Here is a 23,269-nt window from a genome sequence, read left to right as displayed (position 1 = left end):
CCGGAAGCTGGCAGATCGCCGGCACGTGGATCCGGTGGTTCCGGACGGAGATTGCTTCGTCGCCTGCGGCTCCTCGCAATGACGGTGCCATTGGGGGCATACAAGTAAAAACTAACAGTTGCTTGGGAGAGGTTTGTGAGCCGAATTCTGGTATTGCCCGGTGACGGGATCGGGCCCGAGATTGTGGCCGAGGCGCTGAAAGTGCTGGAACGCGTCGCCGAGATCGGCGGCCTCGAACTGGAGATCGAACAGGGTCTGATCGGGGGCGCCGCGCATGATGCGGCGGGCCACCCCTATCCCGAGGCGACGCGGGAGCAGGCGCGCCGCGCCGATGCGATCCTGCTCGGTGCGGTCGGCGGCCCGCAGTACGAATCCCTGGAACGTGACCTGCGCCCCGAGCGCGGCCTGCTGGGGATCCGTTCCGATCTCGAGCTGTTCGCCAATCTGCGCCCGGCGATCCTCTACCCGCAGCTGGCTTCGGCCTCCACCCTCAAGCCCGAGGTGGTGAGCGGGCTGGATCTGCTGATCGTGCGCGAACTGACCGGCGGGATCTATTTCAGCCAGCCGCGCGGAATCGAGCAGCGTGACGGCGAACGCTACGGCTTCAATACCGCCGGCTACAGCGAGTCCGAGATCGAGCGCATCGCGCGGGTCGGCTTCGAGGCCGCGATGAAACGCAACAAGCGCCTGTGCTCGGTGGACAAGGCCAACGTGCTGGAGGTCTCCGAGTTGTGGCGCGAGGTGGTCGAGCGCGTCGGGCAGGAGTTCCCCGAGGTCGAGCTGTCGCACATGTACGTGGATAACGCGGCCATGCAGCTGGTGCGCGATCCGAAGCAGTTCGACGTGATGGTGACCAGTAACATGTTCGGTGACATCCTGTCGGATGCGGCCGCGATGCTGACCGGCTCCATCGGCATGCTGCCGTCCGCCTCGCTGAACAGCGAGGGCGTGGGTCTGTACGAACCGATCCATGGCTCCGCGCCGGACATTGCCGGGCAGGGCAAGGCCAATCCGATGGCGACGGTGCTGTCGATTGCCATGATGCTGCGGCACAGCCTGAACCGGAACGATCTTGCGGAACGCCTGGAAGCCGCGGTGGGCCGGGTGCTCGATCAGGGCCTGCGCACCCCGGACATCCATGGCGACGGCATGCAGCTGGTATCGACCCAGGGCATGGGCGATGCGCTGGTGGCTGCGCTGGACGACGCCTGACACCCTTTCTCAACGTTACAGGACCCCGACATGAGTGATCGCAAGTTCAACGTGGCCGTCGTCGGCGCCACCGGTGCCGTCGGCGAGACCCTGCTCTCCATCCTGGCCGAGCGTGACCTGCCGCTGGACCGTGTGCATGCCCTGGCCAGTGAACGCTCGGCCGGCAGCACCGTCTCCTACGGGAACCGCGAACTGATCGTGGAAGACCTCGCGCAGTTCGATTTCTCGCAGGTGGATATCGGGCTGTTCTCGCCGGGAGCATCGGTGTCGAAGGAATACGCGCCGAAGGCGGCCGCGGCCGGATGCGTGGTGATCGACAACACCTCGCAGTTCCGTTATGACCCCGAGATCCCGCTGGTGATCCCGGAGGTCAATCCGGATGCGGTAGGCGACTACGAGCGCCACGGGATCATCGCCAATCCCAACTGCTCCACCATCCAGATGCTGGTCGCGCTCAAGCCGCTGCATGATGCGGTAGGCGTGGAACGCGTGAACGTGGCCACCTATCAGGCGGTTTCCGGTACCGGCAAGGACGCGATCGAGGAGCTGGCGCACCAGACTGCGGCACTGCTGAACGGTCGCCCGGTGGAATGCAGCGTCTACCCCAAGCAGATCGCGTTCAACGCGCTGCCGCATATCGATGTCTTCCAGGACAACGGCTACACCAAGGAAGAGATGAAGATGGTCTGGGAGACCCGCAAGATCATGGGCGACGAGTCCATCCAGATGAATCCCACGGCGGTGCGCATCCCGGTGTTCTACGGGCATTCCGAAGCGCTGCACATCGAAACCCGCGAGAAGATCTCGGCCGAACGCGCGCGCGAATTGCTGGCGGCCGCACCGGGCATCGAGGTGCTGGATCGCCACGAGGACGGAGGGTACCCGACCGCCGTGACCGAAAGCAGTGGCACCGATGCGGTTTACGTCGGCCGTATCCGCGAGGACATCTCGCATCCCCGCGGGCTGGATATGTGGGTGGTCTCCGATAATGTGCGCAAGGGCGCAGCCTTGAACACGATCCAGATCGCCGAGGTTTTGATCCGCGATTACCTGTGATTAAATCCCACAATATGCCGGGGATCTGGTAGCCTCATTGTTCAAGGGGCCGGGCAACAGCCCGTGTCGGCAGAGACACGGGCGGCCCCGGACAGCAACCACGCACACACAGGGGGACGTTCGTGCGCAAGTTACTATTCGGGCTAATCATTCTTTTGCTGGTCGCGCCGGCCTCTTCCAGCTCCGTGGGGCTGGGCGATCCCCAGATCCGGTCCACGTTGAACCAGGCGCTGGATGTCCGGGTGGCGCTGCGCGGAGGCGCGGCGACCGATGAATCGCTGCAGGTGCGTCAGGCCTCCGAAGAGCGGTACCGCCGTGCGGGACTGGACCGGGGCCGCGTGCCGGGGGACCTGCGGGTTGAACTCCGTGGCGAAGGGCAGGATCGCGAAGTCGTCCTGCGCACCCGCGAGCCCGTGCGCGAGCCCTACATCGGGGTCCTTCTCGAAGCCCGCTGGGACGGGGGGCGCAGTTACCGTGAAATCAACCTGCTGCTGGATCCTCCGGGCACGCTTCCGGATGATCGTGCGGCGGCACGCACCACCGCGGCCGCGCCCGATGATGACCGCGCGGCCCCGCAGGATACCTATCGCGTACGCTCCGGTGACACGCTGTATGCGATCGTGCAGCGGGCAGGGCTGAGCGGGGTCAGCAACGAGCAGGCCATGCTTGCGTTCCTGCGGGAAAATCCCGATGCCTTTATCGATGGCAACGTCAATGCACTGCGTGCCGACGCGGAACTGCGCACGCCGGACCGTGCGACGCTGGAAGCGGTCGACGCCGCCGGGGCGCGTGAAGAAATCCAGCGTCAGACCGAAGCCTGGCAGGCGCGTACGCGCCCCGAACCGGAACCCGAGCCCGAGGTTACCGAAGAAGAAGTGACCGAGGAGACGGATCCGGACGTGGCCGAGGAAGCCGTCGAGGAAGAGGCCAGGGACGAGCCCGAGGAAGATCCCGAAGAAGTCCGTGAAGAGGAAGCCGAACGCGAAGATGACGAAGCCGTGGCGGCCGAAGACGATGCGGACGCAGTGGATGATCGTCTCGAAATCGTCACCGACGTGCTGCCGGAAGGTGAGGAAGCGGCGCTGATCGCCGAATCGCCCGAAGTCGTTCAGGAGGCCCTGATCTCGCAGCGCGCCGAAATGGACGAAATGCAGGAAGAAATCGCACGCATGCGCGAATCCCTGCAGGATCGCGAACAGGTGGCCGAGATCGCCAGCGAGGAACTGGCCACGCTGGAAGCCCAGCTCGCGGAGCTGCAGGACGAGCGGGCGGAACTGCGGGCGCGCATGGAAGAGGCCGAGGCCGAACGTGACGCTCCGCTGCACCAGCGGATCATGAACGATCCGCTGCTCATGATGATGGCCATCGCTCTGGTGGTGCTGCTGGTGCTGGTTCTGCTGGCATTTGCCCGCGGCGGTCGTGGTGGCGGCCCGGGTGGCCCGGGTGGCGACCGCAATGCCCGGGTGGACAACTCCGGCGTCAAGGCGACCCCGGATCCGCGCAGCGGTTACGAGGCCCGCGAGGAGGCGTCCGAGCCGTCCGTTTCGGGCGCCGCGGTGGCGGGTGCCACGGGGGGGGCTGCTGGAGGCGCCGTTGCCGCCTCGGCCGGTGGCACCGGTACGGAACCGCAGGACGAGGCCCCGGCCACGCCCGCGCGCCCGGGCGACGGGGACGATGCGGGCATGAGCCAGGCGGAAGAAGCGGTGGGCGAGCCGACCCCGGCTGGTGAAAGCGGGGCGTCGGAAACCGGGGGTATGAGTGCCGACGACGTGCTGGCCGAGGTGGATGTCTGCCTTGCCTACGGCATGAACGATCAGGCCGTCGATACCCTGTCCTCGGCCATCGACGACGAGCCCGATAATCTCCAGTACCGCCTGAAGCTGGTGGAAGCCTTCGCGGCTCAGGAGCGCGACTCCGAGATGCGCCAGGCCGCCGCCAGCCTGCGTGAACGCCTGGGTCCGGAAGACGGCGAGATCCGCGAGAAACTCGCGGACCTGGAAGCCGGATCGGGCGACGGTTCTGCGGCCTCGGGTACGCCGTCCGCGGATACCGCAGCCAGCGATTCGGCCGACGAACCCGGGGAGTTTGACCTGTCGGGTTTTGCCGAGGAACAGGAGGGCTCGGGTGCGGGCGAGCCGGCGGCGCCGGAAAAGGCGGCCGGTGAGCTCGATTCCGGTATGGATTTCGAGGCCGATACCGGGCTCGACGAAGAGCTGGCCGCTGCCAGTCAGGGTTCGGAAGCCGTGGATGCGGCGGGGGATCTCGACGACCTCGACAATCTGTCCTTTGATATCGAGGAATCGGATCTGCCCTCTGCCGATGACAGTCAGCCTGCCGGCGGCGATGCCGGCAGCGATGTCCCGTCCATGGATCTGGACGAACTGCTGGGCGACGAAGCCGGCGGCGACGAGCCACCGGTTGCGTCCGCCGAAGCAGACGAACCGGCGGCGCTGGATTCCGCAGCTCCGGCGGCCGAAGGCGAAGACGATAACGAGACCCGGCTGAACCTGGCCCAGGCCTATGCGGACATGGGTGATCAGGAAGGCGCGCAGGATCTGATCGACGAGATCATGGCCTCCGGGTCGGATGAAGAGAAAGAGCGGGCCCGGGCGATCCAGGACCAACTGAAAGACGCCTGACGGGGTGGCCGGTCGGCGGGTTCGCCCGCGGTCCGGACCGTACCGGCGAGAGGGGCCTGCGGGCCCCTTTTCGCGTTGGGGAGGTGGTCATGCAACCGGCGATCGGGGCCCTGGGGGCCGTTCTGCTCTTGTCGGGGGCCGTGCTGACGGCATCCCCGGTGGCTGTCTCCGTGACGGTGCCGGCTCTGCTGCTGGCCCCGGGGCTGCGGGCGTTCCCGTGGGAGCGTGCGTTGCGCATGTGGTGGCGCATGAAGTGGTTCTACCTGTCGCTGGCCCTGTTCTTCGGGCTGTGGCCCGTGGATGGAGGCACCGCGGCGGGGCTGCTGGAGGCAGCTACGCGGATCGTGGCGCTGATGCTGGTGGTGCTGGCCGTGGTCTGGCTGACGGATCGGTACGCGCGCACGGAACTGGTGCCGGCCCTGGGCAGCGTGCTGGGCGGTCGGCGGGGTTCAGCGCTGGGGGCCGGACACTCTTTCGCGCGCCGGCTGTTCCTGGCGCTGGAGGCGTTCGAACGCGACCGGGCCGGAATCGAAGCTCGGCGGGGCCGGCTGTCGGGGGACCGCAGGGCGAGGGTGGATGCGGTGCGTGAATGGCTGGTGCAGCGGCTGGACGCGGCCCTGGATCCGGCCGAACGGGAACAGTCCGTTCCGGGCTCCCCGATGCCGGTGCGCGAGGATCGCTGGCGCGGAGTGGAGACCGGCTGGATGGCGCTGGTGGGAATGGTCGCACTGGGGTTGCAGTGGGGCGGTTGGGTGACGGGATGAACCGGCACCGAGGAAAGACGGGGAGTACGGGCAGCGGATGGGCGAGACAAGGGAACCGGAGGCGGGCTTGCAGCGCTGGGCGGCCGGGGTCGAATACGACGGTACGCCGTGGCTGGGCTGGCAGCGGCAGAAGGACGGGCCCAGCGTGCAGGAGAAGCTGGAGAAGGCGCTGAGCTTCGTCGCGAATCACCCGCTGGAGCTGACCTGCGCCGGAAGAACCGATGCGGGGGTGCATGCCACGGCTCAGGTGGTGCATTTCGACACCGCGAGCCGGCGTGAGGCCCATGCCTGGATCCTGGGGGGCAACACCAACCTGCCGGATTCGATTGCGATTCGCTGGGCGCAGCCAGTCGCACCGGCGTTCCATGCCCGTTTCGCGGCGCGTTCCCGCCGGTATCGCTACGTGATCGCGAACCGACCCGTGCGGCCGGGTCTGGAGGCGGGCCGCGTGGCCTGGTGGCGGCGGCCGCTGGATGTCGCGCGGATGCAGGAGGCGGCGCGGCATTTTGTCGGCGAGCAGGATTTCACCAGTCTGCGCGCGGCGGCCTGTCAGGCGAAGTCGCCGGTGCGTCGCGTGCACGAAGTGACGGTCCGGCGGCGCGGTGAGTACGTGCTGGTGGACGTGCATGCCAATGCGTTTCTGCATCATATGGTGCGCAACATCGCGGGCGTACTGCTGGCGGTGGGCGACGGCCGCGCGGAGCTGGAGTGGCCCCGTGAGGTGCTGGCGGCGCGGGATCGACGCCAGTCGGGGATCACGGCGCCGGCCGGGGGGCTGTACTTCGTGCAGGTGGAATACCCGCCGGAGTTTGCGCTGCCGGATCAGGAGGCACCGGTTCTGGGACCGGTGCCGGCCAGTGTGTAAGGGTGATCCCGGGCAGGGTATCCGCGGGAATCCGGCGCGTTCTGGTAGGCTTGGCCAATGCGTTATCGGATCAAGATCTGCGGGGTCACGACCCCGGAACAGGCGCGCGCGGCGGCCGAGGCCGGGGCCGATGCCGTGGGCCTGGTGTTTCACCCGGCCAGTCGGCGTTGCGTGGGCGCGGAGCAGGCCGCAGGGATTGCCGCGGCGCTGCCGCCGCTGGTGAGTGCCGTGGGTCTGTTCGTGGATCCGGATCCCCGGCGGGTGGAGGAGGTCCTGGACGTCGTGCCGCTGGACTGCCTGCAGTTCCACGGGAACGAGGAGGCGGCGGACTGTATGCGGTTCGGCCGGCCGTATCTGAAGGCGGTCGCGATGGCCGGCGATGCGGATCCGCGCCGGGCGATGGACGCGCACCCGCAGGCACGCGGGTTCCTGCTTGACAGCCACGGTGGCGGGCGTACCGGCGGAACCGGTCACCGCTTCGACTGGTCGCGGATTCCGGCCGATCTGCCACGGCCGTGGCTGCTGGCCGGCGGTCTGGATCCCGAGTCGGTACAGACGGCATTGAACGTAACGCGGCCCTGGGGGGTCGACGTGAGTTCCGGGGTGGAGTCCGCACCCGGGATCAAGGAACCGGAACGCATGCGCGCCTTCGTGCGCGCGGTGCGACGCAACGAGGTGACACTGAATGAGTGAAGCGATCGACTGGGGGGCGTTCCCGGATGCCCGCGGGCATTTCGGCGTGTATGGCGGGCGGTTCGTGTCGGAGACCCTGATGGGGGCGCTGGACGAACTGCAGGGCGTGTACGAACGTTACATGAAGGACCCGGCATTTCTGGCCGAGCTGGATCGCGATCTGCGGCAGTTCGTGGGGCGGCCGAATCCGCTCTATCACGCGGAGCGGCTGTCGCGCGAGCTGGGCGGCGCGCAGATCTACCTCAAGCGCGAGGATCTCAACCATACCGGCGCGCACAAGGTGAACAACACCATCGGCCAGGCACTGCTGGCGCGGCATCTCGGCAAGAAGCGCATCATCGCCGAGACCGGGGCCGGGCAGCACGGCGTGGCCACCGCCACCGTCGCGGCTCGCCTGGGCCTGGAGTGCGTGATCTACATGGGCGAGGAAGATACTCGCCGTCAGGCCCCCAATGTGTACCGCATGCGTCTGCTGGGCGCCGAGGTGGTGCCGGTGACCTCCGGGACCCGCACCCTGAAGGATGCCCTCAACGAGGCGATGCGCGACTGGGTCACCAACGTCGACGACACCTTCTACATCATCGGCACGGTCGCCGGTCCGCACCCGTATCCGGCGATGGTCCGCGACTTCCAGGCGGTGATCGGACGCGAGGCTCGCGAGCAGCACGTGGAAGCGACCGGTCGCCTGCCCGACACTCTGGTGGCCTGCGTGGGTGGCGGTTCCAATGCCATCGGACTGTTCCATCCGTTTCTTGCGGATGAGTCCGTGGAGATGGTCGGCGTCGAAGCCGGCGGCGAGGGCGTGGATACCGGGCGCCATTCCGCGCCGCTGGGCGCCGGGCGCCCCGGCGTGCTGCACGGCAACCGCACCTACCTGATGGAAGACGACAACGGCCAGATCATCGGCACGCACTCCATCTCGGCCGGGCTGGACTACCCCGGCGTGGGGCCGGAGCATGCGTGGCTGAAGGACATCGGCCGGGCGAGCTACGTGTCGGTGACCGACGATCAGGCCCTGGCCGGCTTCCATCGACTGACCCGCACCGAGGGCATCATCCCGGCGCTGGAAACCAGCCATGCGATCGCGCACGTGCTCGATCTGGCGCCCACCATGCGCCCGGACCAGAGCATCATCGTCAACCTGTCCGGCCGTGGCGACAAGGATCTCGCCACCGTGGCCGACCGCGAGGGGATTACGCTGTGAGCCGCATCCAGCAACGCTTCGAACAATGCCGTGGGGCCGGGCGTGCGGCCCTGGTGCCCTATATCACCGCCGGCGACCCGGAACCGGGCGCCACGGTCGACCTGATGCATGCGCTGGTGGAGGCCGGCGCGGACCTGGTCGAGCTGGGGGTCCCGTTTTCCGACCCGATGGCCGACGGGCCGGTGATCCAGCGCGCGCACGAACGGGCTCTGCAGCATGGCACCGGGCTGCGCGACGTGCTGGAGATGGTGCGTCAGTTCCGCGAACGCGACGCGGATACGCCGGTGGTGCTGATGGGCTATCTGAACCCGGTCGAGCGCATGGGTTTCGAGACCTTCGCCACCGAGGCCGCGGCGGCCGGGCTGGACGGTCTGCTGACGGTGGACCTGCCGCCGGAGGAATGCGACGAGGTGACCGGGCTGCTCGACCGGGCGGGGATCGATCCGATCTTCCTGGTGGCCCCGACAACCTCCAGCGAACGGATCGGTCACCTGGCGCGTGCGGCACGCGGGTTCGTTTACTACGTTTCGCTCAAGGGCGTGACCGGTTCGCAGAGTCTGGACCCCTCGGCACTGAATGAACGTCTCGACGCGATCCGCCAATACACCGATCTGCCCCTGGGCGTAGGCTTCGGGATCCGCGATGCGGAATCCGCGGCGGCCGTGGCGCGGGTGGCCGACGCGGTGGTGGTTGGCAGTGCGCTGGTCAGCCTGGCGGAGGCCCATCCGGGGGATTCGGCGGGCTTCATCCGTGCGGCGGCGGACAAACTCGGTGAGATGCGTCGCGCGATGGATGCGGCACGCTCCACGAGTGCCGCCGGCTCGGTGTAGAATGCGCGTTTTGCGTCCGTGACGGAGTCGGCATGAGCTGGTTCGAAAAGTTGATGCCCTCGCGCATCCGCACCGACAACGCGAACAAGCGCGGGGTCCCGGAAGGTCTGTGGGTGCGTTGCGAAGGTTGTGATGCCACGCTCTACCGTCCCGAGGTGGAGCGCAATCTGGATGTCTGCCCCAAGTGCGGGCATCACCGGCGCATGCACGCGCGGCGGCGTCTGGAGACCTTCCTCGACGAACAGGGACGCGAGGAGATTGCGGAAAACATCGAATCCTCGGATGTCCTCAAGTTCCGCGATTCCAAGAAATATAAGGACCGGCTCGCAGCCGCGCAGAAATCCACCGGTGAGCGCGACGCCCTGGTGGTGATGGAAGGGCAGCTGCTGGGCCGGCCACTGGTGGCCTCGGCCTTCGATTTCCGTTTCATGGGCGGCTCCATGGGCTCGGCGGTCGGCGAGCGCTTCGTGCGCGGTGCGGATCGGGCGCTGGAGAAACAGATTCCGCTGGTCTGCTTCAGCGCTTCGGGCGGAGCGCGCATGCAGGAGGCGCTGTTCTCGCTGCTGCAGATGGCCAAGACCAGCGCGGTACTGGCGCGCCTGCGCGAGGAGCGCATCCCGTTCGTCTCGGTGATGACCGATCCCACCATGGGCGGGGTTTCGGCCAGTCTGGCCATGCTGGGCGATGTCAACGCGGCGGAACCTCAGGCGCTGATCGGTTTTGCCGGCCCGCGGGTGATCGAGCAGACGGTGCGCGAGACTCTGCCGGAGGGCTTTCAGCGCTCGGAATTCCTGCTGGATCACGGCGCTATCGACATGATTGTCGACCGTCGCGAGATGCGCACCCGCATGGCGTCCATCCTGGGCATGATGATGCACGCGCCGGCCCCGGGCGAGGATCCCGAGCCCGGAAGCCGCGAAGCTCATTCCGGTTCCGTGGACACGGCCGTGCCGGCCACCGCGGGAGCGGACGAAAGCCGCGGCCGGCCGGCCGACTGAGGCCGTGCGCTTCGAACGTCTCGACGACTGGCTGAGCTGGCAGGAGACCCTGCATCCGGTCGCCATGGATCTGACCCTGGAGCGGGCGACCCTGGTCGCCGATCGCCTGGGGCTGTGCCGGCATGCGCCGCGTACGGTGCTGGTGGCCGGGACCAACGGCAAGGGCAGCGTGGCCACGCGGACCGCGGCCCTGTTGCAGGCAATGGGTCTGCGCACCGGTCTGTTCACCTCCCCCCACCTGGTTCGCTACAACGAGCGCATTCGCATCAACGGCGTCGAGGCCGAGGACGATGCGCTGTGCCGGGCCTTTGACGCGGTGGATCGGGCGCGGGGCGAGGACTCGCTGACCTATTTCGAATTCGCCGCGCTCGCCGCCGGCTGGCTTTTTCGCGAGGCCGCGGTGGACGTGCAGGTGCTGGAGGTGGGCCTGGGCGGGCGGCTGGACGCGACCAATATCTGGGACGCCGACATTGCCGTCATTACCGCGGTGGATCTGGATCATCAGAAATGGCTGGGTGACACCCGCGAGGCGATCGGGGCCGAAAAGGCGGGGATCCTGCGCGAGGCTCGCCCGTTGATGCTGGGCGACCCGGATCCGCCGGACAGCGTGCAGGCCAGGGCTCGCCTGCTCGACGTGCCGGTACGTCGGGTGGGCGAGGACTACGACCTGCAGCCTGCAGTGGGGCGCGCGGATGCGCTGCGGTGGTGCTTCGAAGGCGCGGAGACCCTGCTGGAACTCGCGCCGGAGGTGGTCGCGAGCGTGGATGGTGCGGCACGCGTGAACCTGGCCACGGCCATGGCCGTGGTGGCGGGTCTCGGGCTGGAATACCGCCTGGACGGCGCGGTGGTCGAGGCCGCGTTGCGCAGCCAGGCGCCGGGTCGGCTGCAGCGGGTTCTGCCGGGTGGGTCCGAGCCCGAATGGTTGCTCGACGTAGCCCATAACGGGCATGCGGTCGCGGAACTGGCTCGCTGGCTGCGGGCGCGACCGGTATCGGGTCCGGTGGTGGCCGCCGTGGCGGTGATGGCCGACAAGGAGCGTGCCGCGATGTGGGCGGCCCTGGACGAGGTGGTCGACCACTGGGTGCCGCTGTCCCTGGATCTTCCGCGCGCGTTGCCGGCGGCTGACATCGCCGCGGAGCTGGCTGCAGCCGGTGTCGGCCGGGTTGAAGCCCCTGCGGCGAGCGTGGCGCAGGGGCTGGATCGGGCGCGGGAGCTGGCCGGGGCGTCGGGCCGCGTGGTGGTGTTCGGGTCGTTCCACACCGTGGCTGCCGCCGCGACCGAAGGGCCCGCGTTCCTGGCCGAGGCGGCAGCCACGGCGACGCGCCCGGTGGAGCGGGTATGCACGGCCGAGGTGTCACCGTGAGCGACGAGCCGGTTGTGCGTTATCGCCTGGTCGGCGCGGTGATCCTGATCGCGCTCGCGGTGATTTTCCTGCCATGGTTGTTCGACGGGGCGGGCTACCAGTACATGACGGATGCGGAAGACCCGGTCCCCGAGGCACCGCAGTTCGCCGAGCCGGACGTGCCGTTGCCATCGGAACGTGACACGCGCATGCGCGATGAAGCACCGGAGGACGAGATGGAAACGCCCGGCATGGATACGTCGCGCGTTGCGGAGGCGCGGAGACTGCCATCGGACCTTGACGCGGAAGATGACGAAGATGACATGGCCGCGGACGACTCTGTGGCCAGTCCCGAAACCGAGGCGGCGCAGGGTCCGGAACCGCTGCGGCGCGAGGGGGAACCGACGCAGGAGGTTACCAGTGGATGGGCGGTCCAGGTCGGCAGTTACCGTGACGGGGATAATGCGCGCGAACAGGAACGGGCCCTGCGGGATGCCGGACTGGCGGCGTTTGTCGAGGACGTGACGGTGGACGGCGAGACCGTGTACCGGGTGAAGGTCGGGCCTCGGGCCGATCGCGAAGCGGCGATCCGCCTGCGCGAGGACCTGGAAGAAGAACGGGATTTGTCCGGGATCGTGGTGACCTTCCCCTGAAGGTCGCCACGCATCGATGTACGTGTTCCAGCAAGCCTGCGATAGACTGACACCGTGAACTGGATCGACCTTGTCATTATTGCCCTGATCGCCGTATCAGGAGTCATCAGCCTGTTCCGCGGATTCGTGCGCGAGACCTTCTCGCTGGCGACGTGGATCGTGGGCGTATGGGTGGGCATCCGCTTTGCCGCCGACGTGGCCGTGGTCCTGCCGGATGCGATCCCGGACGAGACCATCCGTCTGGCGATCGGCTTCGCCGTGCTGTTCATCGCCGTGCTGATCGTGGGCGGCCTGCTGGGCGTGCTGGCGGGCAAGCTGGTGAAGGGAACCGGGCTCACCGGGACCGACCGTTCCCTGGGCGTCATCTTTGGTGCTCTGCGCGGTGTGGTGCTGGTGGCCATGCTGGTGTTCCTCGCCTCGCTGACCCTGATGCCGGAGGAGGGCTGGTGGGAGCGCAGCATGCTCATCCCGCATTTCGAGCGCGTGGTCGACTGGATGCTGGGACTGCTCCCCGAAGACTGGCAGGAACAGCTGGAGGGTCTGCTGTCCGGCGGCGAGACGGACGCGGGCGCCGGCGGAGAGGCCTCGTTCCCGTTCGAGTCCGGGGCCGAACCGGACGCCGAACCGCCGGATGCGCCGCAATAGGACGTCATCCGTAATCATTACCCGTCGAAACGAATCACCGATCCGGCCCGGTCACGCAAGGGCCATCCCGAACCCCCTGGAGTCAGTATGTGCGGAGTTGTCGGAATCGTTGGCCGTTCCCCGGTCAATCAGCCCATTTATGATGCCCTGCTGGTGCTGCAGCACCGTGGCCAGGACGCCGCGGGCATCGTGACCTGCGACGATGACGGGCGGCTGCATCTGCGCAAGGACAACGGGCTGGTGCGCGATGTGTTCAACAATCACCACATGCAGACGCTGACCGGCAACATGGGGATCGGCCATGTGCGTTATCCCACCGCCGGTTCCTCGTCTTCGGCCGAGGCCCAGCCGTTCTACGTGAATTCGCCGTTCGGCATCACGCTGGGGCACAACGGCAACCTGACCAATGCCGGGGAACTCAAGCACGAGCTGTTCGCGACCGATCGGCGCCACATCAATACGGATTCCGACTCCGAAATCCTGCTCAACGTCTTCGCCCAGGAGCTGCTCCGGTTCATCGACAACGGCCTGACGCCGGACTCTGTCTTCGATGCGGTGGAACGGGTGCACCAGCGGGCGCGCGGGGCGTACGGCGTGGTGGCCATGATCGCCGGCCGCGGGATGCTGGCGTTCCGCGACCCGCAGGGGATCCGGCCGCTGGTCTACGGCTCGCGCGAGGCCGAAGACGGTGAGGGACGGGAGTGGATGGCGGCCTCCGAGAGCGCGGCGCTGGAGTCGCTGGGCTTCGAGCTGGAGCGTGACCTGGCCCCCGGCGAGGCGCTGTTCGTTACGCCCGAGGGGGAGGTGTACACGCGCGCCTGCGCGGAGAATACGCGGCTGACGCCCTGCATGTTCGAGCATGTGTATTTTGCCCGGCCCGATTCGGTGATCGACAACGTGTTCGTCCATCGCGCGCGCATGCGCATGGGCACCGCGCTGGGCGAGAAGATCCGCCGCGAGTGGCCGGATCACGATATCGACGTGATCGTGCCCATCCCCGACACGGGTCGCACCGTCGCGCTGGAGATGGCCCACGAGCTGGATATCAAGTACCGCGAGGGCTTCATCAAGAACCGCTACATCGGCCGAACTTTCATCATGCCGGGGCAGACCAAGCGGCAGAAGTCGGTACGGCAGAAGCTCAATGCCATCTCGCTGGAGTTCCGGGGCAAGAACGTGATGCTGGTGGACGATTCCATCGTGCGCGGGACCACGTCGCGCGAGATCGTGCTGATGGCGCGCGAGGCGGGGGCGAAGAAAGTGTATTTCGCCTCCGCCGCGCCGCCGGTGCGCTATCCCAATGTCTACGGGATCGACATGCCGGCTGCACACGAGCTGATCGCCCACGGGCGCGATGAGGACGAGGTGTGCGAGGCGATCGCGGCCGATCGGCTGATCTACCAGGACCTGGAAGACCTGAAGGCAGCGGTGTGGCGCGGTAACCGCGCGATCGACGAATTCGACTGCTCGGTATTCACCGGCGAATACGTGACCGAGTTGCCGGATGGCTATCTGGACCAGCTGGCCGCGGCCCGCGCCGACGGCGTGAAGAACACGCCGGTCGCGGGCGAAGTCCTCGACCTGGCCAACAAGAAGTAGGCGACGTGACCTTGCCCTCGCTCGAATGGATCGAACCGGTGGTGGCCGACGCCCGTGAACGGGCGCGGGCCTCCGCCGATCTGCCGGTGGTCGTGGTCCGCGTGGACCAGCAGCGCCTCTACGTGTGGGAGGGCGGCCGGGTGACCGATATCTTCGAGGTGTCCACCGCCGAGAACGGCGTGGGTAACGAGGACGGGAGCCTCAAGACCCCGCCGGGTCTGCATCGCATCGCCGAGCGCTTCGGCGAGGGCGCCCCGAAGGGCACCATCTTCCGCGCCCGGGGCAATACCGGGCAGACGGCCGAGATCCTCACCGGCCCCGATGAACGCAGTCCGCGTGACAACATCACCTCGCGGATCCTGTGGCTGGAAGGTCTGGAAGATGGTGTGAACCGTGGCGAGGGCATCGACTCGCTGCAGCGTTACATCTACATCCATGGTACCGACGAAGAGGGTCGCATCGGCCAGCCGGCCTCGCATGGTTGCGTGCGCATGCGCAATGACGAGGTCATCGAGCTGTTCCCCCGTCTCCCGGTCGGCACGCCCGTGCGGATCCTGCCCGACGCCCGGGCGGGGTCGTAGTCCGTCCGGGTCTATAGCCCCGATACCGCCAGGGAAAAAAATCCCCGCGATTGTTGGAACTTTGACCGTTCCCGAATATCCTAATGCGTACAACCGTTAGAAAAGCGTGAAATCTGTCAAAGCGCTTGTTAGGATAGCGGAATTATTCCTGACCATGGTTGTCGGGAACTAGGAACGGAATCTGTTGCCATAAGGATTGGGAAAAGGAACAAGGCGACATACCGACCACGATTTCGGAGGCGAAAGACATGAAACTCTCGACCAAGGGCCGCTATGCGGTGACAGCAATGATGGACCTGGCGATTCACGACCGGATCGGTCCGGTGACCCTCGCCGACATTTCCCAGTGCCAGGGGATCTCCCTGTCCTATCTGGAGCAGCTGTTTGCGAAGCTGCGCAAGGCGGGTCTGGTCGAAGGGGTCCGCGGTCCCGGCGGTGGTTACCGTCTGGCCAAGCGTGCTGACCAGATCAGCGTCGCGAACATCATCACGGCGGTGGATGAGTCGGTGGACGTGACCCGCTGCAAGGGCCACAAGGACTGCCAGGAGGGCGATCGCTGCCTGACCCACGAGCTGTGGGACGAGCTGAGCCAGCAGCTGTACGATTTCCTCGACGGCATCACCCTGGCGCAGTTCGCCAACCGTCCGGAAGTGCAGAAGGTGGCGCGGCAGCAGGACGAGCGTCGCGGCGCCCGGCACCACTTCATCTTCCGTAACGACGCCGCCTGATCACGATCAACGGTACGGCCCGCTCTGGCGGGTCGTGCCGGGTTCGTGGTCCGGTACCCTATCCGCCCCGTCGGTCTTCTCCCCCCGGAAGTCCGTCGGGGCGGTCCTCATTCAGGGGCGTTCCCGCTCGGGATGGCAGGCGGGATCCAGCAGGCCGTCCACGACATCCGCCAGATCGCCCGCCAGTCCCGCGCCGGGGTGACCGCACAGGTTCTCGTCGCCGGGCTGGTACTTGCCCGTCTGCACCAGGCAGGCGGCCATGCCCGCCTCCAGTGCCCCGTCGACATCGGCGGTCACGTCATCCCCCACCATCAGGACCTCTTCCGGTTGCAGTCCCAGATCGGCGACGGCGGCGTGGAACAGCCGCGGGTCCGGCTTGCCGAAGTTTTCCGCGGTGACGTCGGCGGCGAATTCCAGCGCGCGCACGAACGGGCCCAGATCCAGCGACAGACCGTCCCCTTCGCGGAAATACCGGTTTAGTCCCATGGCCCACAGGGGTGCCCCGTGCATCAGGACCCGGAACGCGCCGTTGAGATGGGCATAGTCGAAGGCCTCGCCCATGTCGCCCATGACCACGACGTCGGGATCTTCCGTCGGCAGGTCCGCGAACTCCGGCGCGAGATCCGGATTCAGCAGCAGGAGCGGCCGCCGCCCTTCGGCCTGCAGGCGGGCGTGAATGGCCGTGGGCGCGGTGGCCAGGTGCTCCGGCTGGATGCTGAAGCCCAGCGCGGCCATCTCCCGCACGATGCGGGATCGGGAATGCCGCGTGGTATTGGTGACGTAGCGCACCGGGTAGCCGGCGGTGTGCAGGCGCCGGAGGGCATCGGCCGCCCCGGGCAGCGCCTTGTCCCCGACATACAGGACACCGGAGAGATCCAGAAGCACCGCGCGGGTGCGGTCGAGGCCACTGGGTGGCTGCAGGAACATGGTCACCTCCCGGCCGTCGGGCGGCCCGTATCAGCGCCGGATCAGCCGACGCAGGATTTCATGCTTGCCGTTGAAATGCTCCGTGGCCCCGGCGTCGTCGCGCCAGATCCAGTGCTCCTCGGGAAACAGTGCCTGCATGTCGGGCAGGGCGCAATGATAGGGCGGCCCGCCTTCGCGCCCGGTCTGCATGAAACAGGCGAACAGCTCGCCACCCGGGCGCAGCCAGCGCCGCAGGCGCTCGGCGTACGCCTCCCACTGCGCGGGCGGCAGGGCACACAGCGAGGTCTGTTCGTAGATGGCGTCCGCGGGTGCCTCCGGCATCCAGTCGAGCATGTCGACCTGTACGGCCGCCGCGTGTGCCTGCAGGCCCCGGTGTTCCAGCTCCGCCTGCAGGTGTTCAACCGGGGTGGGGGCCACGTCCAGGCCGGTTACCCGGAAGCCGCGTTCGGCCAGCGCCGGCACCTCGTGGCCATAGCCGCAGCCCGGCACCAGCACATGGGCGCCGGGCGCGAGATCGGTGAGCGCCAGCCAGCGCTCCAGAGAAGGGCTGGGTTCGCCCCGGTCCCAGCGGGTCGAACCCGCGTCATAACGGGCCTGCCAGTGCTGTTCGGGGTTTTCGGCTTCGGGCGCGGAACTTTGCATGACGTTTCGGGATTCCACAGGATGTAGGTTTACTTCCTCATGGTAGCCGGCCCGCGTTCCGGGCCGGAATCGCGACAGCATTACCACGGACATCACCACGGAGACAGCCAATGCCCCAGTCCAGTGCGCTTCCCTATCGGATCCATCGCCAGGAACTCGGTCCCATGGAGAACTTCGTCTACCTGATCGAAGATGTCGGCAGCCGGCGCGCTGCCGTGGTGGATCCGGCCTGGGACCCCGACGCGATCCTGCGCCAGGCGCGGGAACAGGACGTGGAGATCAGCGACATCCTGCTGACCCACAGCCATCACGACCACATCAATGGCATCGAGGCGATCCTCGAGTACAACCCCTCGGCGCGTCTGCACCTGCTCAAGCCCGAGGCGGAGTTCTGGGGCCGCGACCTGGAACAGCCGCAGCTGCACCACGGTGGCGACCGCTTCATGCTCGGCGACACCGAGATCCGCCTGCTGCACACCCCCGGTCATACCCCGGGCTCGACCTGCTTCCACATGCCGGCCGGCGACGACCTCATCACCGGGGATACCCTGTTCGTGTTCGGCTGCGGCCGTTGCGATCTGCACGGCGGCGACCCCGAGCAGATGTTCCACACCCTGAAGGGCCTGCGCGAGGGCCTGCCGGAGCACACCTGCATCCATCCCGGCCACAACTACGCGGAAAAGTCCGAATCCACTCTGGCCGAGGAAGAAGAGGGCAACCCCTTCATGCACTTCGAGGCGGTGGACGACTTCGTGCACTACCGCATGCACGAACACGACCGCGTTCGCAGCCAGCCGTATCACCCCGTGCCGCGCAAGCGCTGAAAGGATTCGGCCGGGGGGCTTGCATCACTCGGTCCGGATCCCCATAATTCGCGTTTCAGTCGACGCGCCCGTAGCTCAGCTGGATAGAGTACCTGGCTACGAACCAGGCGGTCGGAGGTTCGAATCCTCCCGGGCGCGCCATTATTTCGAGAAAGGGATCAGTGACTTACAGTCGCTGGTCCCTTTTTCATTTGGGGCCTTCCAGGGCTGTGGGACAGTTCTGGGACACCTGTGGGACAGTCGCCGTCTCCGCCCTGGTGTGCGCCCCTGAAAATGACCGCCTGTCCATGGGACACATGGCGCCGTCACTTCTCTTTTCCCGCCTCGGCTCCGCAGCCTTCCTTCAGTCCGTATCCCCTTCTCGATTCTCGTCGTCAACGAATTCCAGTAGTTCCTCGATACGGCACCCGAAAAACTTGCACAGCCGGTCGATCGTCTCGGTGCCGACGTTCTGCGCACGGTTATGCGCAATCTTTGAAAGCGTGACGCGATGGATCCCCGTTTGCGTGGAGATCTCCTTCATCGTCACGACTCGCCCTTCCCGGTACTCCTTCTCCGCGACGAGCTCTTTAAGCCGGATTCGGATCGCCATGTACACCCCAGGCATCAAACGTAGTTGACAGGCTACATTTTTTGTGTAGAGTCGGAGTTGTGTGAAGCGCACAGGCTACACACGAAACTTGAATGTTTCATTGATACGGAGGAAGGATACATGGGGTACACCTACCTGACCACTGAAGGACTGGCCGAACGGATCCAGTACACCCCCCGCACGATCCGGGACAGTCTGAAAGACAGCGTGCTCATTGAAGGGATCCACTACATCCGGCCGTTCGGCGGCCGGAAGATCCTGTACATCTGGGAGACCATCGAAAGGGATATGACCGGCATGGCGGCCGAAGACGACGACCTGACGATCCCGATGGCGGGAGGGGGTGCCTGCCATGGTTAAGGTCCGTGAACGTAAAGAGACGGGTAAGCTCTATTTCGACTTTTTCTACAAGGGACGACGGTGCAGGGAATACAGCTCGTTGCCGAACACCTCGGCCAACCGGCGGAAGATGGAGAAGGTGGCGAAGAAGATGGATGCCGAGATGACCCTCGGCACCTTCGCCTACCGCGAGTATTTTCCGCAGAGCCGTCGGCTTAAGGAGTTCGAGGCCCTGGAACGGGCCCCTGAAGCCGAAGCCGAGGCGGAGGCAAGCGAGCCCGAGTCGGATGTTCCACTGTTCCGCGATTTCGCGGAGCAGTGGCTCCAGGAGAACGAGGTGCTCTGGCGCTTCAAGACGCTCGAGAGCAATCGAAGCGCTCTCAGACGACACCTGATCCCCCAGTTCGGTGACTGGAAGGTCAGCGACATCAGCAAGGCGGACGTTCTTGCATTCCGGTCGACACTTGCCAAAGTCCCCGGCCGGAAGGGCAACGCTACGCTCTCGCCCAAGACCATCAACCACACCCTTGGGGTGCTGTCGATGGTGCTCGCCGAGGCCGCTGACCGTTTCCAGTTTACGTTCCCGCTGCAGAACCTGAAAAGGCTGAAGCAGCCCAAGCGGGAGATTCAGCCGTTCAGCTGGGATGAGGTCCAGCGGATCCTCGAGCACGTGCGGCCCGATTACCGGAACTACTTCGTGGTCCGCTTCTTCACCGGGCTGCGTACCGGGGAAGTGCACGGCCTCAAGTGGCGCCACGTGGATTTCGACAACGGCCTCATCCTGGTGCGCGAAACCTACAACCGGGGGAGGACGGAGTACACGAAGACCGATGGCTCGCAGCGGGACGTCATGATGTCCTCAGTGGTCGCCGATGCCCTGCGGGCACAGCGTGAGGCGACCGGTCGCAGCGACTACGTCTTCCACACGGCGAACGGGCAGCCACTGGATACCAAGAACGTGGCCGAACGGGTCTGGTATCCGCTGCTCCGCCATCTGGGGCTGGCGTTACGTCAGCCCTACCAGTGCCGGCACACCGCCGCCACATTGTGGCTGGCGGCCGGGGAGAACCCCGAGTGGATCGCGCGGCAGCTGGGCCATACCAACACGGAAATGCTCTTTCGGGTCTATTCGCGATACGTGCCCAACCTGACGCGTCAGGACGGTTCGGCGATGGACCGTCTGTTGCGCGCGCGTTTCCACGGAGAGACCGACAACGAGGGCAAGGAGGTCCGGGATGAAGGCTGAAACGGTGGAACAGGTTCTGCGGATGCGGGACTTCGAAGACATGGCGTGTCCGGAGCCCGTTGAGTTGTCGGCGCGCGTGGAAGTGGAGAACGAGGGGGTCGCATCTTCGGGCGAACCGGTTTTCCGCTTCCAGCTGTATGACACGACGGGGAGCGCGCGGGCGTACGGCCTGCGCCGCGACTGGGACGGGCACGGGTTGGTGAACGGGCAGCATCGGGATGTTTCCCTGCACACAGCCGTTAATCCGCGTGGGGAACGGGTGCTGGTGGCGCATCCCCTGTACGGCACCCGGCCGTGTGAACGGGATGCGCTGGAACTGCTGCCCGTTCATCGAGCGCCTTGCCCCGAAGATCTCGGTCGACTCGTACGGCTCGCGGAAGGCTTGAGGGTCGAGGCCTACCGAGACTTCCTGTGCACCGTCTTCGGTGATCCGGCGTTCACCCTGAGTTTCGTGACGGGCCGGGCCTCCGGGGACTGTCATCACCGGGAGCCGGGTGGTTTGCTGGCCCATAGCCTGGAGGTGGCCGAGGGGGTGATGGCCGCCACGGACAACATGAGTCTGGACCTTTATTCCCGGGAAGCCGGCGTCCTTCTCGCGCTGTTCCATGATGTCGGCAAATGCGTCACTCCGGATGCGCACCGTATTCCGGAAAAGCGCCACGAGCGGCTGATTGACTACTATCTGCAGGAGCCGATGGCCACACTGCGGCACCGGGATCGGGACGCCCATGACGCGCTGTGGCGGGTGATTGATGCCTATCGCAGTGGTGACGACTACGGCGCGCCCATGGCGGCTCTGGTGCGGGGCCTTGATCAGTGTAGCGCCCACGCCGATGTTGCGGAGAGGGCGCTTCGGGCGCGCCGCAACGGATACTGGCATCGACTCTGCGGCGGGCGTCCTGTGTGGTTGTCGCCGAGCGATCCGGAGCGGCCACCCGGCCGGCTGGGGCGTGCATGACGTTGAGCGGAAAAGGTGGGGGCAGGTCCCCGCCTTTTCTTTTGGGCAATCGAAAACTTCGGAGATGCGGCTTCGCATGAGCATCCCGGCGGAGGGCGATGCGAGGGCGATTCCTACGGCTCGCCCAGCTCTCGTGGCATGCTGGCCCCATGTGTGGACGAATGACGCGTTACAGCGCGACCAGCGAGCTGGCCATGCGCTATTTCCAGGTACCGGTTGATACGGGTTTCGACGCACCGCGGTACAACGTCGCGCCGGGGACGGAGCTGGAAGGGTTCCGGGCGGGCGACGATGGACGGGCCGCGTTCCAGCCGATGTTCTGGGGCTTTCGTCCCCAACGCGTCGAGGAAGGCCCGCGGCCCATCAACGCGCGAGCCGAGAATGTGGCCACCAGCCCGTATTTCCGCGCGGCGTTCGCGCATCGCCGCTGCATCGTGCTGGCCGACGGCTGGTACGAGTGGCGGCGGACGGAGCAGGGCAAGCAGCCGTATTACATCACTCTGGCTGAAGACGCGCCGCAGGACGTGCTGATGATGGCGGGGATCTGGGAACCCACCGCCGACGGCGGCGCCTGCTGCGCCATCATCACCGAACCCGCATCGGACCGTCTGGTGCACATCCACGACCGCAAGCCCCTGGTGCTGGATGCGGCCTGCCGCTGGGACTGGCTGGACCCGGCACTCACCGAACGGGCAGCCATCCGGGCGCGGACGCAGCGCCTGACCCCTGAGGCGCTTCGGTATCACCCGGTGTCCACTCGGGTGAATCGGCCGGCCGAAGATGACCCGACGCTGATCGAAGCGATCGCCTGACAGCCGTCGCCTTTCTTATCCGCTCCCTGTCTCCGCGAGCGGATCGTTGGCCGCATGCTGTGCAATGGGTTTTTCAGCTTGGCGTCAAAAACTGTCGCTTGATGGGTGGATCATCGAATCGCACTCGCACAGGAGACAGTCGTGGTCGCAGTCGCCCCCATTACTCCCAACCCGTTGGACGACCTTACGCAGCAGGAACGGCTCGTCCGTTTGTGGTGTTTGCGCATCCTGCACGACCTTCAGCTCCATACACGCCTGCGCTGGTCCGAGGTCACGCCTTCCCTGATGACCGCCTGCGGGCTTGAGGGTGAAGGGTTGGAGTACGGTCCGGATGCACAGGGAGAGGGAATCGCCGAGACGGAACGCAGAATTCAGGACCTCCTGAATCAGGGTGTTCAGTCTGCCTTCCCCGAGCCGCTGGGTAGCAACCTCGATCAGTTGGGCGAGCGTCTGGAACTCGGCCGGGTTGAGACCCGGGTGCTCGGTTTCCTCGCCTTGATGCACCTCCACGCGGATCTCTTCGAGTCGCTCGATGCGTATCTGGATCGGCGCTCGGAGTTACTGTCGAAAGTGGTGTACGGGGGGATTGAGGAAGGCGGCGTATCCGGCTGGAATGGAAGTGCTAGCAACCAGCCAGCCAAAGGAGATACGCCACCATGGCTCACGATACGACAGACATCCCGAACGGACCAGCGGACCCGTTGACCGATCTGCTGCGCCGCGGGGCGCGGGATCTGATCAAGCAAGCGGTGGAGGCCGAGTTGCAGACGTTCATGGAGCGCTACGCGGAGGACCGCTTGCCGGACGGGCGCCGGGCAGTGGTGCGCAATGGCTATCAGCCGGAGCGCCGGGTCCAGACCGGCATCGGCGATGTGCCGGTGCAGGTGCCGAAGACCCGGGATCGGTCCGGCGGCGGCCGGCACTTCACGTCGAGCCTGCTGCCGCCGTATCTGCGCCGGGCGCGCTCGGTCGAGGAGCTGCTGCCCTGGCTCTATCTCAAGGGGGTGTCCTCGGGCGACTTCCAGGAGGCGCTGAGCGCGCTGCTGGGCGACCAGGCCCAGGGGCTGTCGGCCTCGACGCTGGGCCGTCTCAAGCAGCAGTGGCTGACCGAGCACGCCGA

At 66.5% G+C, this 23,269-nt stretch carries 25 protein-coding genes and 1 tRNA gene; 23 read left to right on the top strand and 3 right to left on the bottom strand.

Features of this window, described 5'->3' with window-relative positions; translation table 11 throughout:
* The first annotated feature begins 135 nt into the window (after positions 1 to 135).
* The 15 genes from leuB (at position 136) to iscR (ending at position 15,809) form a co-directional block, all read left to right on the top strand.
* Complete coding sequence (leuB, locus tag F790_RS0111975; RefSeq protein WP_196801927.1) at positions 136 to 1,212, top strand: 3-isopropylmalate dehydrogenase; 1,077 nt, start codon at positions 136 to 138, stop codon at positions 1,210 to 1,212.
* 30 nt (positions 1,213 to 1,242) lie between these two features.
* Entirely contained in the window at positions 1,243 to 2,268 is a 1,026-nt protein-coding gene (locus tag F790_RS0111970) for an aspartate-semialdehyde dehydrogenase (protein ID WP_018870826.1), read from the top strand.
* A 155-nt stretch (positions 2,269 to 2,423) separates the two neighbouring features.
* On the top strand, positions 2,424 to 4,907 hold the full coding sequence (locus F790_RS0111965; RefSeq protein ID WP_019591802.1) for a FimV/HubP family polar landmark protein: 2,484 nt from the start codon (positions 2,424 to 2,426) through the stop codon (positions 4,905 to 4,907).
* An 89-nt stretch (positions 4,908 to 4,996) separates the two neighbouring features.
* Positions 4,997 to 5,671: a hypothetical protein gene (locus tag F790_RS0111960; protein ID WP_019591801.1), complete on the top strand. Its 675-nt coding sequence runs from the start codon at positions 4,997 to 4,999 to the stop codon at positions 5,669 to 5,671.
* 37 nt (positions 5,672 to 5,708) lie between these two features.
* Entirely contained in the window at positions 5,709 to 6,536 is an 828-nt protein-coding gene (truA, locus tag F790_RS0111955) for a tRNA pseudouridine(38-40) synthase TruA (RefSeq protein ID WP_026300863.1), read from the top strand.
* A 57-nt stretch (positions 6,537 to 6,593) separates the two neighbouring features.
* Positions 6,594 to 7,229: a phosphoribosylanthranilate isomerase gene (locus tag F790_RS0111950; RefSeq protein WP_019591800.1), complete on the top strand. Its 636-nt coding sequence runs from the start codon at positions 6,594 to 6,596 to the stop codon at positions 7,227 to 7,229.
* Positions 7,222 to 8,433 (top strand): tryptophan synthase subunit beta, encoded by a 1,212-nt coding sequence (trpB, locus tag F790_RS0111945; protein WP_018870831.1) that lies wholly within the window; start codon positions 7,222 to 7,224, stop codon positions 8,431 to 8,433. Before F790_RS0111950 ends, trpB begins: the two co-directional genes overlap by 8 nt.
* Entirely contained in the window at positions 8,430 to 9,263 is an 834-nt protein-coding gene (gene trpA / locus F790_RS0111940; RefSeq protein WP_018870832.1) for a tryptophan synthase subunit alpha, read from the top strand. Before trpB ends, trpA begins: the two co-directional genes overlap by 4 nt.
* Before the next feature lie 32 nt (positions 9,264 to 9,295).
* The gene (gene accD / locus F790_RS0111935; protein ID WP_019591799.1) at positions 9,296 to 10,261 is read left to right on the top strand and encodes an acetyl-CoA carboxylase, carboxyltransferase subunit beta; all 966 of its coding nucleotides are present in this window, start codon (positions 9,296 to 9,298) and stop codon (positions 10,259 to 10,261) included.
* Between the two features lie 4 nt (positions 10,262 to 10,265).
* Entirely contained in the window at positions 10,266 to 11,624 is a 1,359-nt protein-coding gene (locus F790_RS0111930) for a folylpolyglutamate synthase/dihydrofolate synthase family protein (protein WP_019591798.1), read from the top strand.
* Positions 11,600 to 12,256, top strand: a complete 657-nt coding sequence (locus tag F790_RS0111925) for an SPOR domain-containing protein (RefSeq protein ID WP_019570846.1) — start codon at positions 11,600 to 11,602, stop codon at positions 12,254 to 12,256. Before F790_RS0111930 ends, F790_RS0111925 begins: the two co-directional genes overlap by 25 nt.
* A gap of 54 nt (positions 12,257 to 12,310) precedes the next feature.
* Positions 12,311 to 12,901 carry a CvpA family protein gene (locus F790_RS0111920; protein WP_019591797.1) on the top strand — a complete coding sequence of 197 codons (591 nt, stop codon included), beginning with the start codon at positions 12,311 to 12,313 and terminating at the stop codon, positions 12,899 to 12,901.
* 87 nt (positions 12,902 to 12,988) lie between these two features.
* Entirely contained in the window at positions 12,989 to 14,500 is a 1,512-nt protein-coding gene (gene purF / locus F790_RS0111915; protein WP_019570845.1) for an amidophosphoribosyltransferase, read from the top strand.
* 11 nt (positions 14,501 to 14,511) lie between these two features.
* On the top strand, positions 14,512 to 15,081 hold the full coding sequence (locus tag F790_RS0111910; protein WP_019570844.1) for a L,D-transpeptidase: 570 nt from the start codon (positions 14,512 to 14,514) through the stop codon (positions 15,079 to 15,081).
* A gap of 248 nt (positions 15,082 to 15,329) precedes the next feature.
* The gene (gene iscR / locus F790_RS0111905; RefSeq protein ID WP_018936055.1) at positions 15,330 to 15,809 is read left to right on the top strand and encodes a Fe-S cluster assembly transcriptional regulator IscR; all 480 of its coding nucleotides are present in this window, start codon (positions 15,330 to 15,332) and stop codon (positions 15,807 to 15,809) included.
* 111 nt (positions 15,810 to 15,920) lie between these two features.
* On the opposite strand, the gene F790_RS0111895 is transcribed toward iscR, so the two are convergent.
* Both F790_RS0111895 and F790_RS0111890 read right to left on the bottom strand, forming a co-directional pair.
* On the bottom strand, positions 15,921 to 16,736 hold the full coding sequence (locus F790_RS0111895; RefSeq protein ID WP_019591794.1) for a TIGR01458 family HAD-type hydrolase: 816 nt from the start codon (positions 16,734 to 16,736) through the stop codon (positions 15,921 to 15,923).
* 30 nt (positions 16,737 to 16,766) lie between these two features.
* Positions 16,767 to 17,378, bottom strand: coding sequence for a methyltransferase domain-containing protein (locus F790_RS0111890; protein WP_019591793.1), 612 nt, complete (start codon positions 17,376 to 17,378; stop codon positions 16,767 to 16,769).
* Positions 17,379 to 17,488: 110 nt separating this feature from the next.
* Here F790_RS0111890 and F790_RS0111885 point away from each other — a divergent pair, with 110 nt between their 5' ends.
* On the top strand, positions 17,489 to 18,202 hold the full coding sequence (locus tag F790_RS0111885) for an MBL fold metallo-hydrolase (protein ID WP_019591792.1): 714 nt from the start codon (positions 17,489 to 17,491) through the stop codon (positions 18,200 to 18,202).
* Between the two features lie 64 nt (positions 18,203 to 18,266).
* Positions 18,267 to 18,343, top strand: a tRNA-Arg gene (locus F790_RS0111880).
* A 202-nt stretch (positions 18,344 to 18,545) separates the two neighbouring features.
* On the opposite strand, the gene F790_RS0111875 is transcribed toward F790_RS0111880, so the two are convergent.
* Positions 18,546 to 18,794: a helix-turn-helix transcriptional regulator gene (locus tag F790_RS0111875; RefSeq protein WP_018936047.1), complete on the bottom strand. Its 249-nt coding sequence runs from the start codon at positions 18,792 to 18,794 to the stop codon at positions 18,546 to 18,548.
* Positions 18,795 to 18,914: 120 nt separating this feature from the next.
* Here F790_RS0111875 and F790_RS0111870 point away from each other — a divergent pair, with 120 nt between their 5' ends.
* The 6 genes from F790_RS0111870 to F790_RS0111845 all read left to right on the top strand — a co-directional run.
* Positions 18,915 to 19,154 (top strand): hypothetical protein, encoded by a 240-nt coding sequence (locus tag F790_RS0111870; protein WP_018936046.1) that lies wholly within the window; start codon positions 18,915 to 18,917, stop codon positions 19,152 to 19,154.
* Positions 19,147 to 20,379, top strand: coding sequence for a site-specific integrase (locus F790_RS0111865; protein ID WP_026332948.1), 1,233 nt, complete (start codon positions 19,147 to 19,149; stop codon positions 20,377 to 20,379). The genes F790_RS0111870 and F790_RS0111865 overlap by 8 nt, the downstream gene beginning before the upstream one ends.
* Positions 20,369 to 21,337: a hypothetical protein gene (locus tag F790_RS0111860; protein ID WP_019591790.1), complete on the top strand. Its 969-nt coding sequence runs from the start codon at positions 20,369 to 20,371 to the stop codon at positions 21,335 to 21,337. Before F790_RS0111865 ends, F790_RS0111860 begins: the two co-directional genes overlap by 11 nt.
* 161 nt (positions 21,338 to 21,498) lie before the next feature.
* Positions 21,499 to 22,149 (top strand): SOS response-associated peptidase, encoded by a 651-nt coding sequence (locus F790_RS0111855; protein ID WP_019591789.1) that lies wholly within the window; start codon positions 21,499 to 21,501, stop codon positions 22,147 to 22,149.
* 141 nt (positions 22,150 to 22,290) lie between these two features.
* Positions 22,291 to 22,854: a hypothetical protein gene (locus F790_RS14545; protein WP_019591788.1), complete on the top strand. Its 564-nt coding sequence runs from the start codon at positions 22,291 to 22,293 to the stop codon at positions 22,852 to 22,854.
* Positions 22,806 to 23,269: transposase (locus F790_RS0111845; RefSeq protein ID WP_038036820.1), on the top strand; the 464-nt coding region annotated here is incomplete at its 3' end. The genes F790_RS14545 and F790_RS0111845, both read left to right, overlap by 49 nt.

This window comes from Thioalkalivibrio sp. ALE20 (assembly GCF_000381405.1).
Classification (GTDB): domain Bacteria; phylum Pseudomonadota; class Gammaproteobacteria; order Ectothiorhodospirales; family Ectothiorhodospiraceae; genus Thioalkalivibrio.
Note: the sequence above shows the minus strand (reverse complement) of the source record. Positions and strands in the feature narration are given on the sequence as shown.

What these genes read in the sequence shown, in the direction of transcription:
- F790_RS0111970 (WP_018870826.1), top strand. Translation starts at nt 1,243, where the DNA reads ATGAGTGATCGCAAGTTCAACGTGGCCGTCGTCGGCGCCACCGGTGCC.
- F790_RS0111960 (WP_019591801.1), top strand. Translation starts at nt 4,997, where the DNA reads ATGCAACCGGCGATCGGGGCCCTGGGGGCCGTTCTGCTCTTGTCGGGG.
- truA (WP_026300863.1), top strand. Translation starts at nt 5,709, where the DNA reads ATGGGCGAGACAAGGGAACCGGAGGCGGGCTTGCAGCGCTGGGCGGCC.
- F790_RS0111950 (WP_019591800.1), top strand. Translation starts at nt 6,594, where the DNA reads ATGCGTTATCGGATCAAGATCTGCGGGGTCACGACCCCGGAACAGGCG.
- trpB (WP_018870831.1), top strand. Translation starts at nt 7,222, where the DNA reads ATGAGTGAAGCGATCGACTGGGGGGCGTTCCCGGATGCCCGCGGGCAT.
- accD (WP_019591799.1), top strand. Translation starts at nt 9,296, where the DNA reads ATGAGCTGGTTCGAAAAGTTGATGCCCTCGCGCATCCGCACCGACAAC.
- F790_RS0111925 (WP_019570846.1), top strand. Translation starts at nt 11,600, where the DNA reads ATGCACGGCCGAGGTGTCACCGTGAGCGACGAGCCGGTTGTGCGTTAT.
- purF (WP_019570845.1), top strand. Translation starts at nt 12,989, where the DNA reads ATGTGCGGAGTTGTCGGAATCGTTGGCCGTTCCCCGGTCAATCAGCCC.
- iscR (WP_018936055.1), top strand. Translation starts at nt 15,330, where the DNA reads ATGAAACTCTCGACCAAGGGCCGCTATGCGGTGACAGCAATGATGGAC.
- F790_RS0111895 (WP_019591794.1), bottom strand. Translation starts at nt 16,736, where the DNA reads ATGTTCCTGCAGCCACCCAGTGGCCTCGACCGCACCCGCGCGGTGCTT.
- F790_RS0111890 (WP_019591793.1), bottom strand. Translation starts at nt 17,378, where the DNA reads ATGCAAAGTTCCGCGCCCGAAGCCGAAAACCCCGAACAGCACTGGCAG.
- F790_RS0111885 (WP_019591792.1), top strand. Translation starts at nt 17,489, where the DNA reads ATGCCCCAGTCCAGTGCGCTTCCCTATCGGATCCATCGCCAGGAACTC.
- F790_RS0111875 (WP_018936047.1), bottom strand. Translation starts at nt 18,794, where the DNA reads ATGGCGATCCGAATCCGGCTTAAAGAGCTCGTCGCGGAGAAGGAGTAC.
- F790_RS0111870 (WP_018936046.1), top strand. Translation starts at nt 18,915, where the DNA reads ATGGGGTACACCTACCTGACCACTGAAGGACTGGCCGAACGGATCCAG.
- F790_RS0111865 (WP_026332948.1), top strand. Translation starts at nt 19,147, where the DNA reads ATGGTTAAGGTCCGTGAACGTAAAGAGACGGGTAAGCTCTATTTCGAC.
- F790_RS0111860 (WP_019591790.1), top strand. Translation starts at nt 20,369, where the DNA reads ATGAAGGCTGAAACGGTGGAACAGGTTCTGCGGATGCGGGACTTCGAA.
- F790_RS0111855 (WP_019591789.1), top strand. Translation starts at nt 21,499, where the DNA reads ATGACGCGTTACAGCGCGACCAGCGAGCTGGCCATGCGCTATTTCCAG.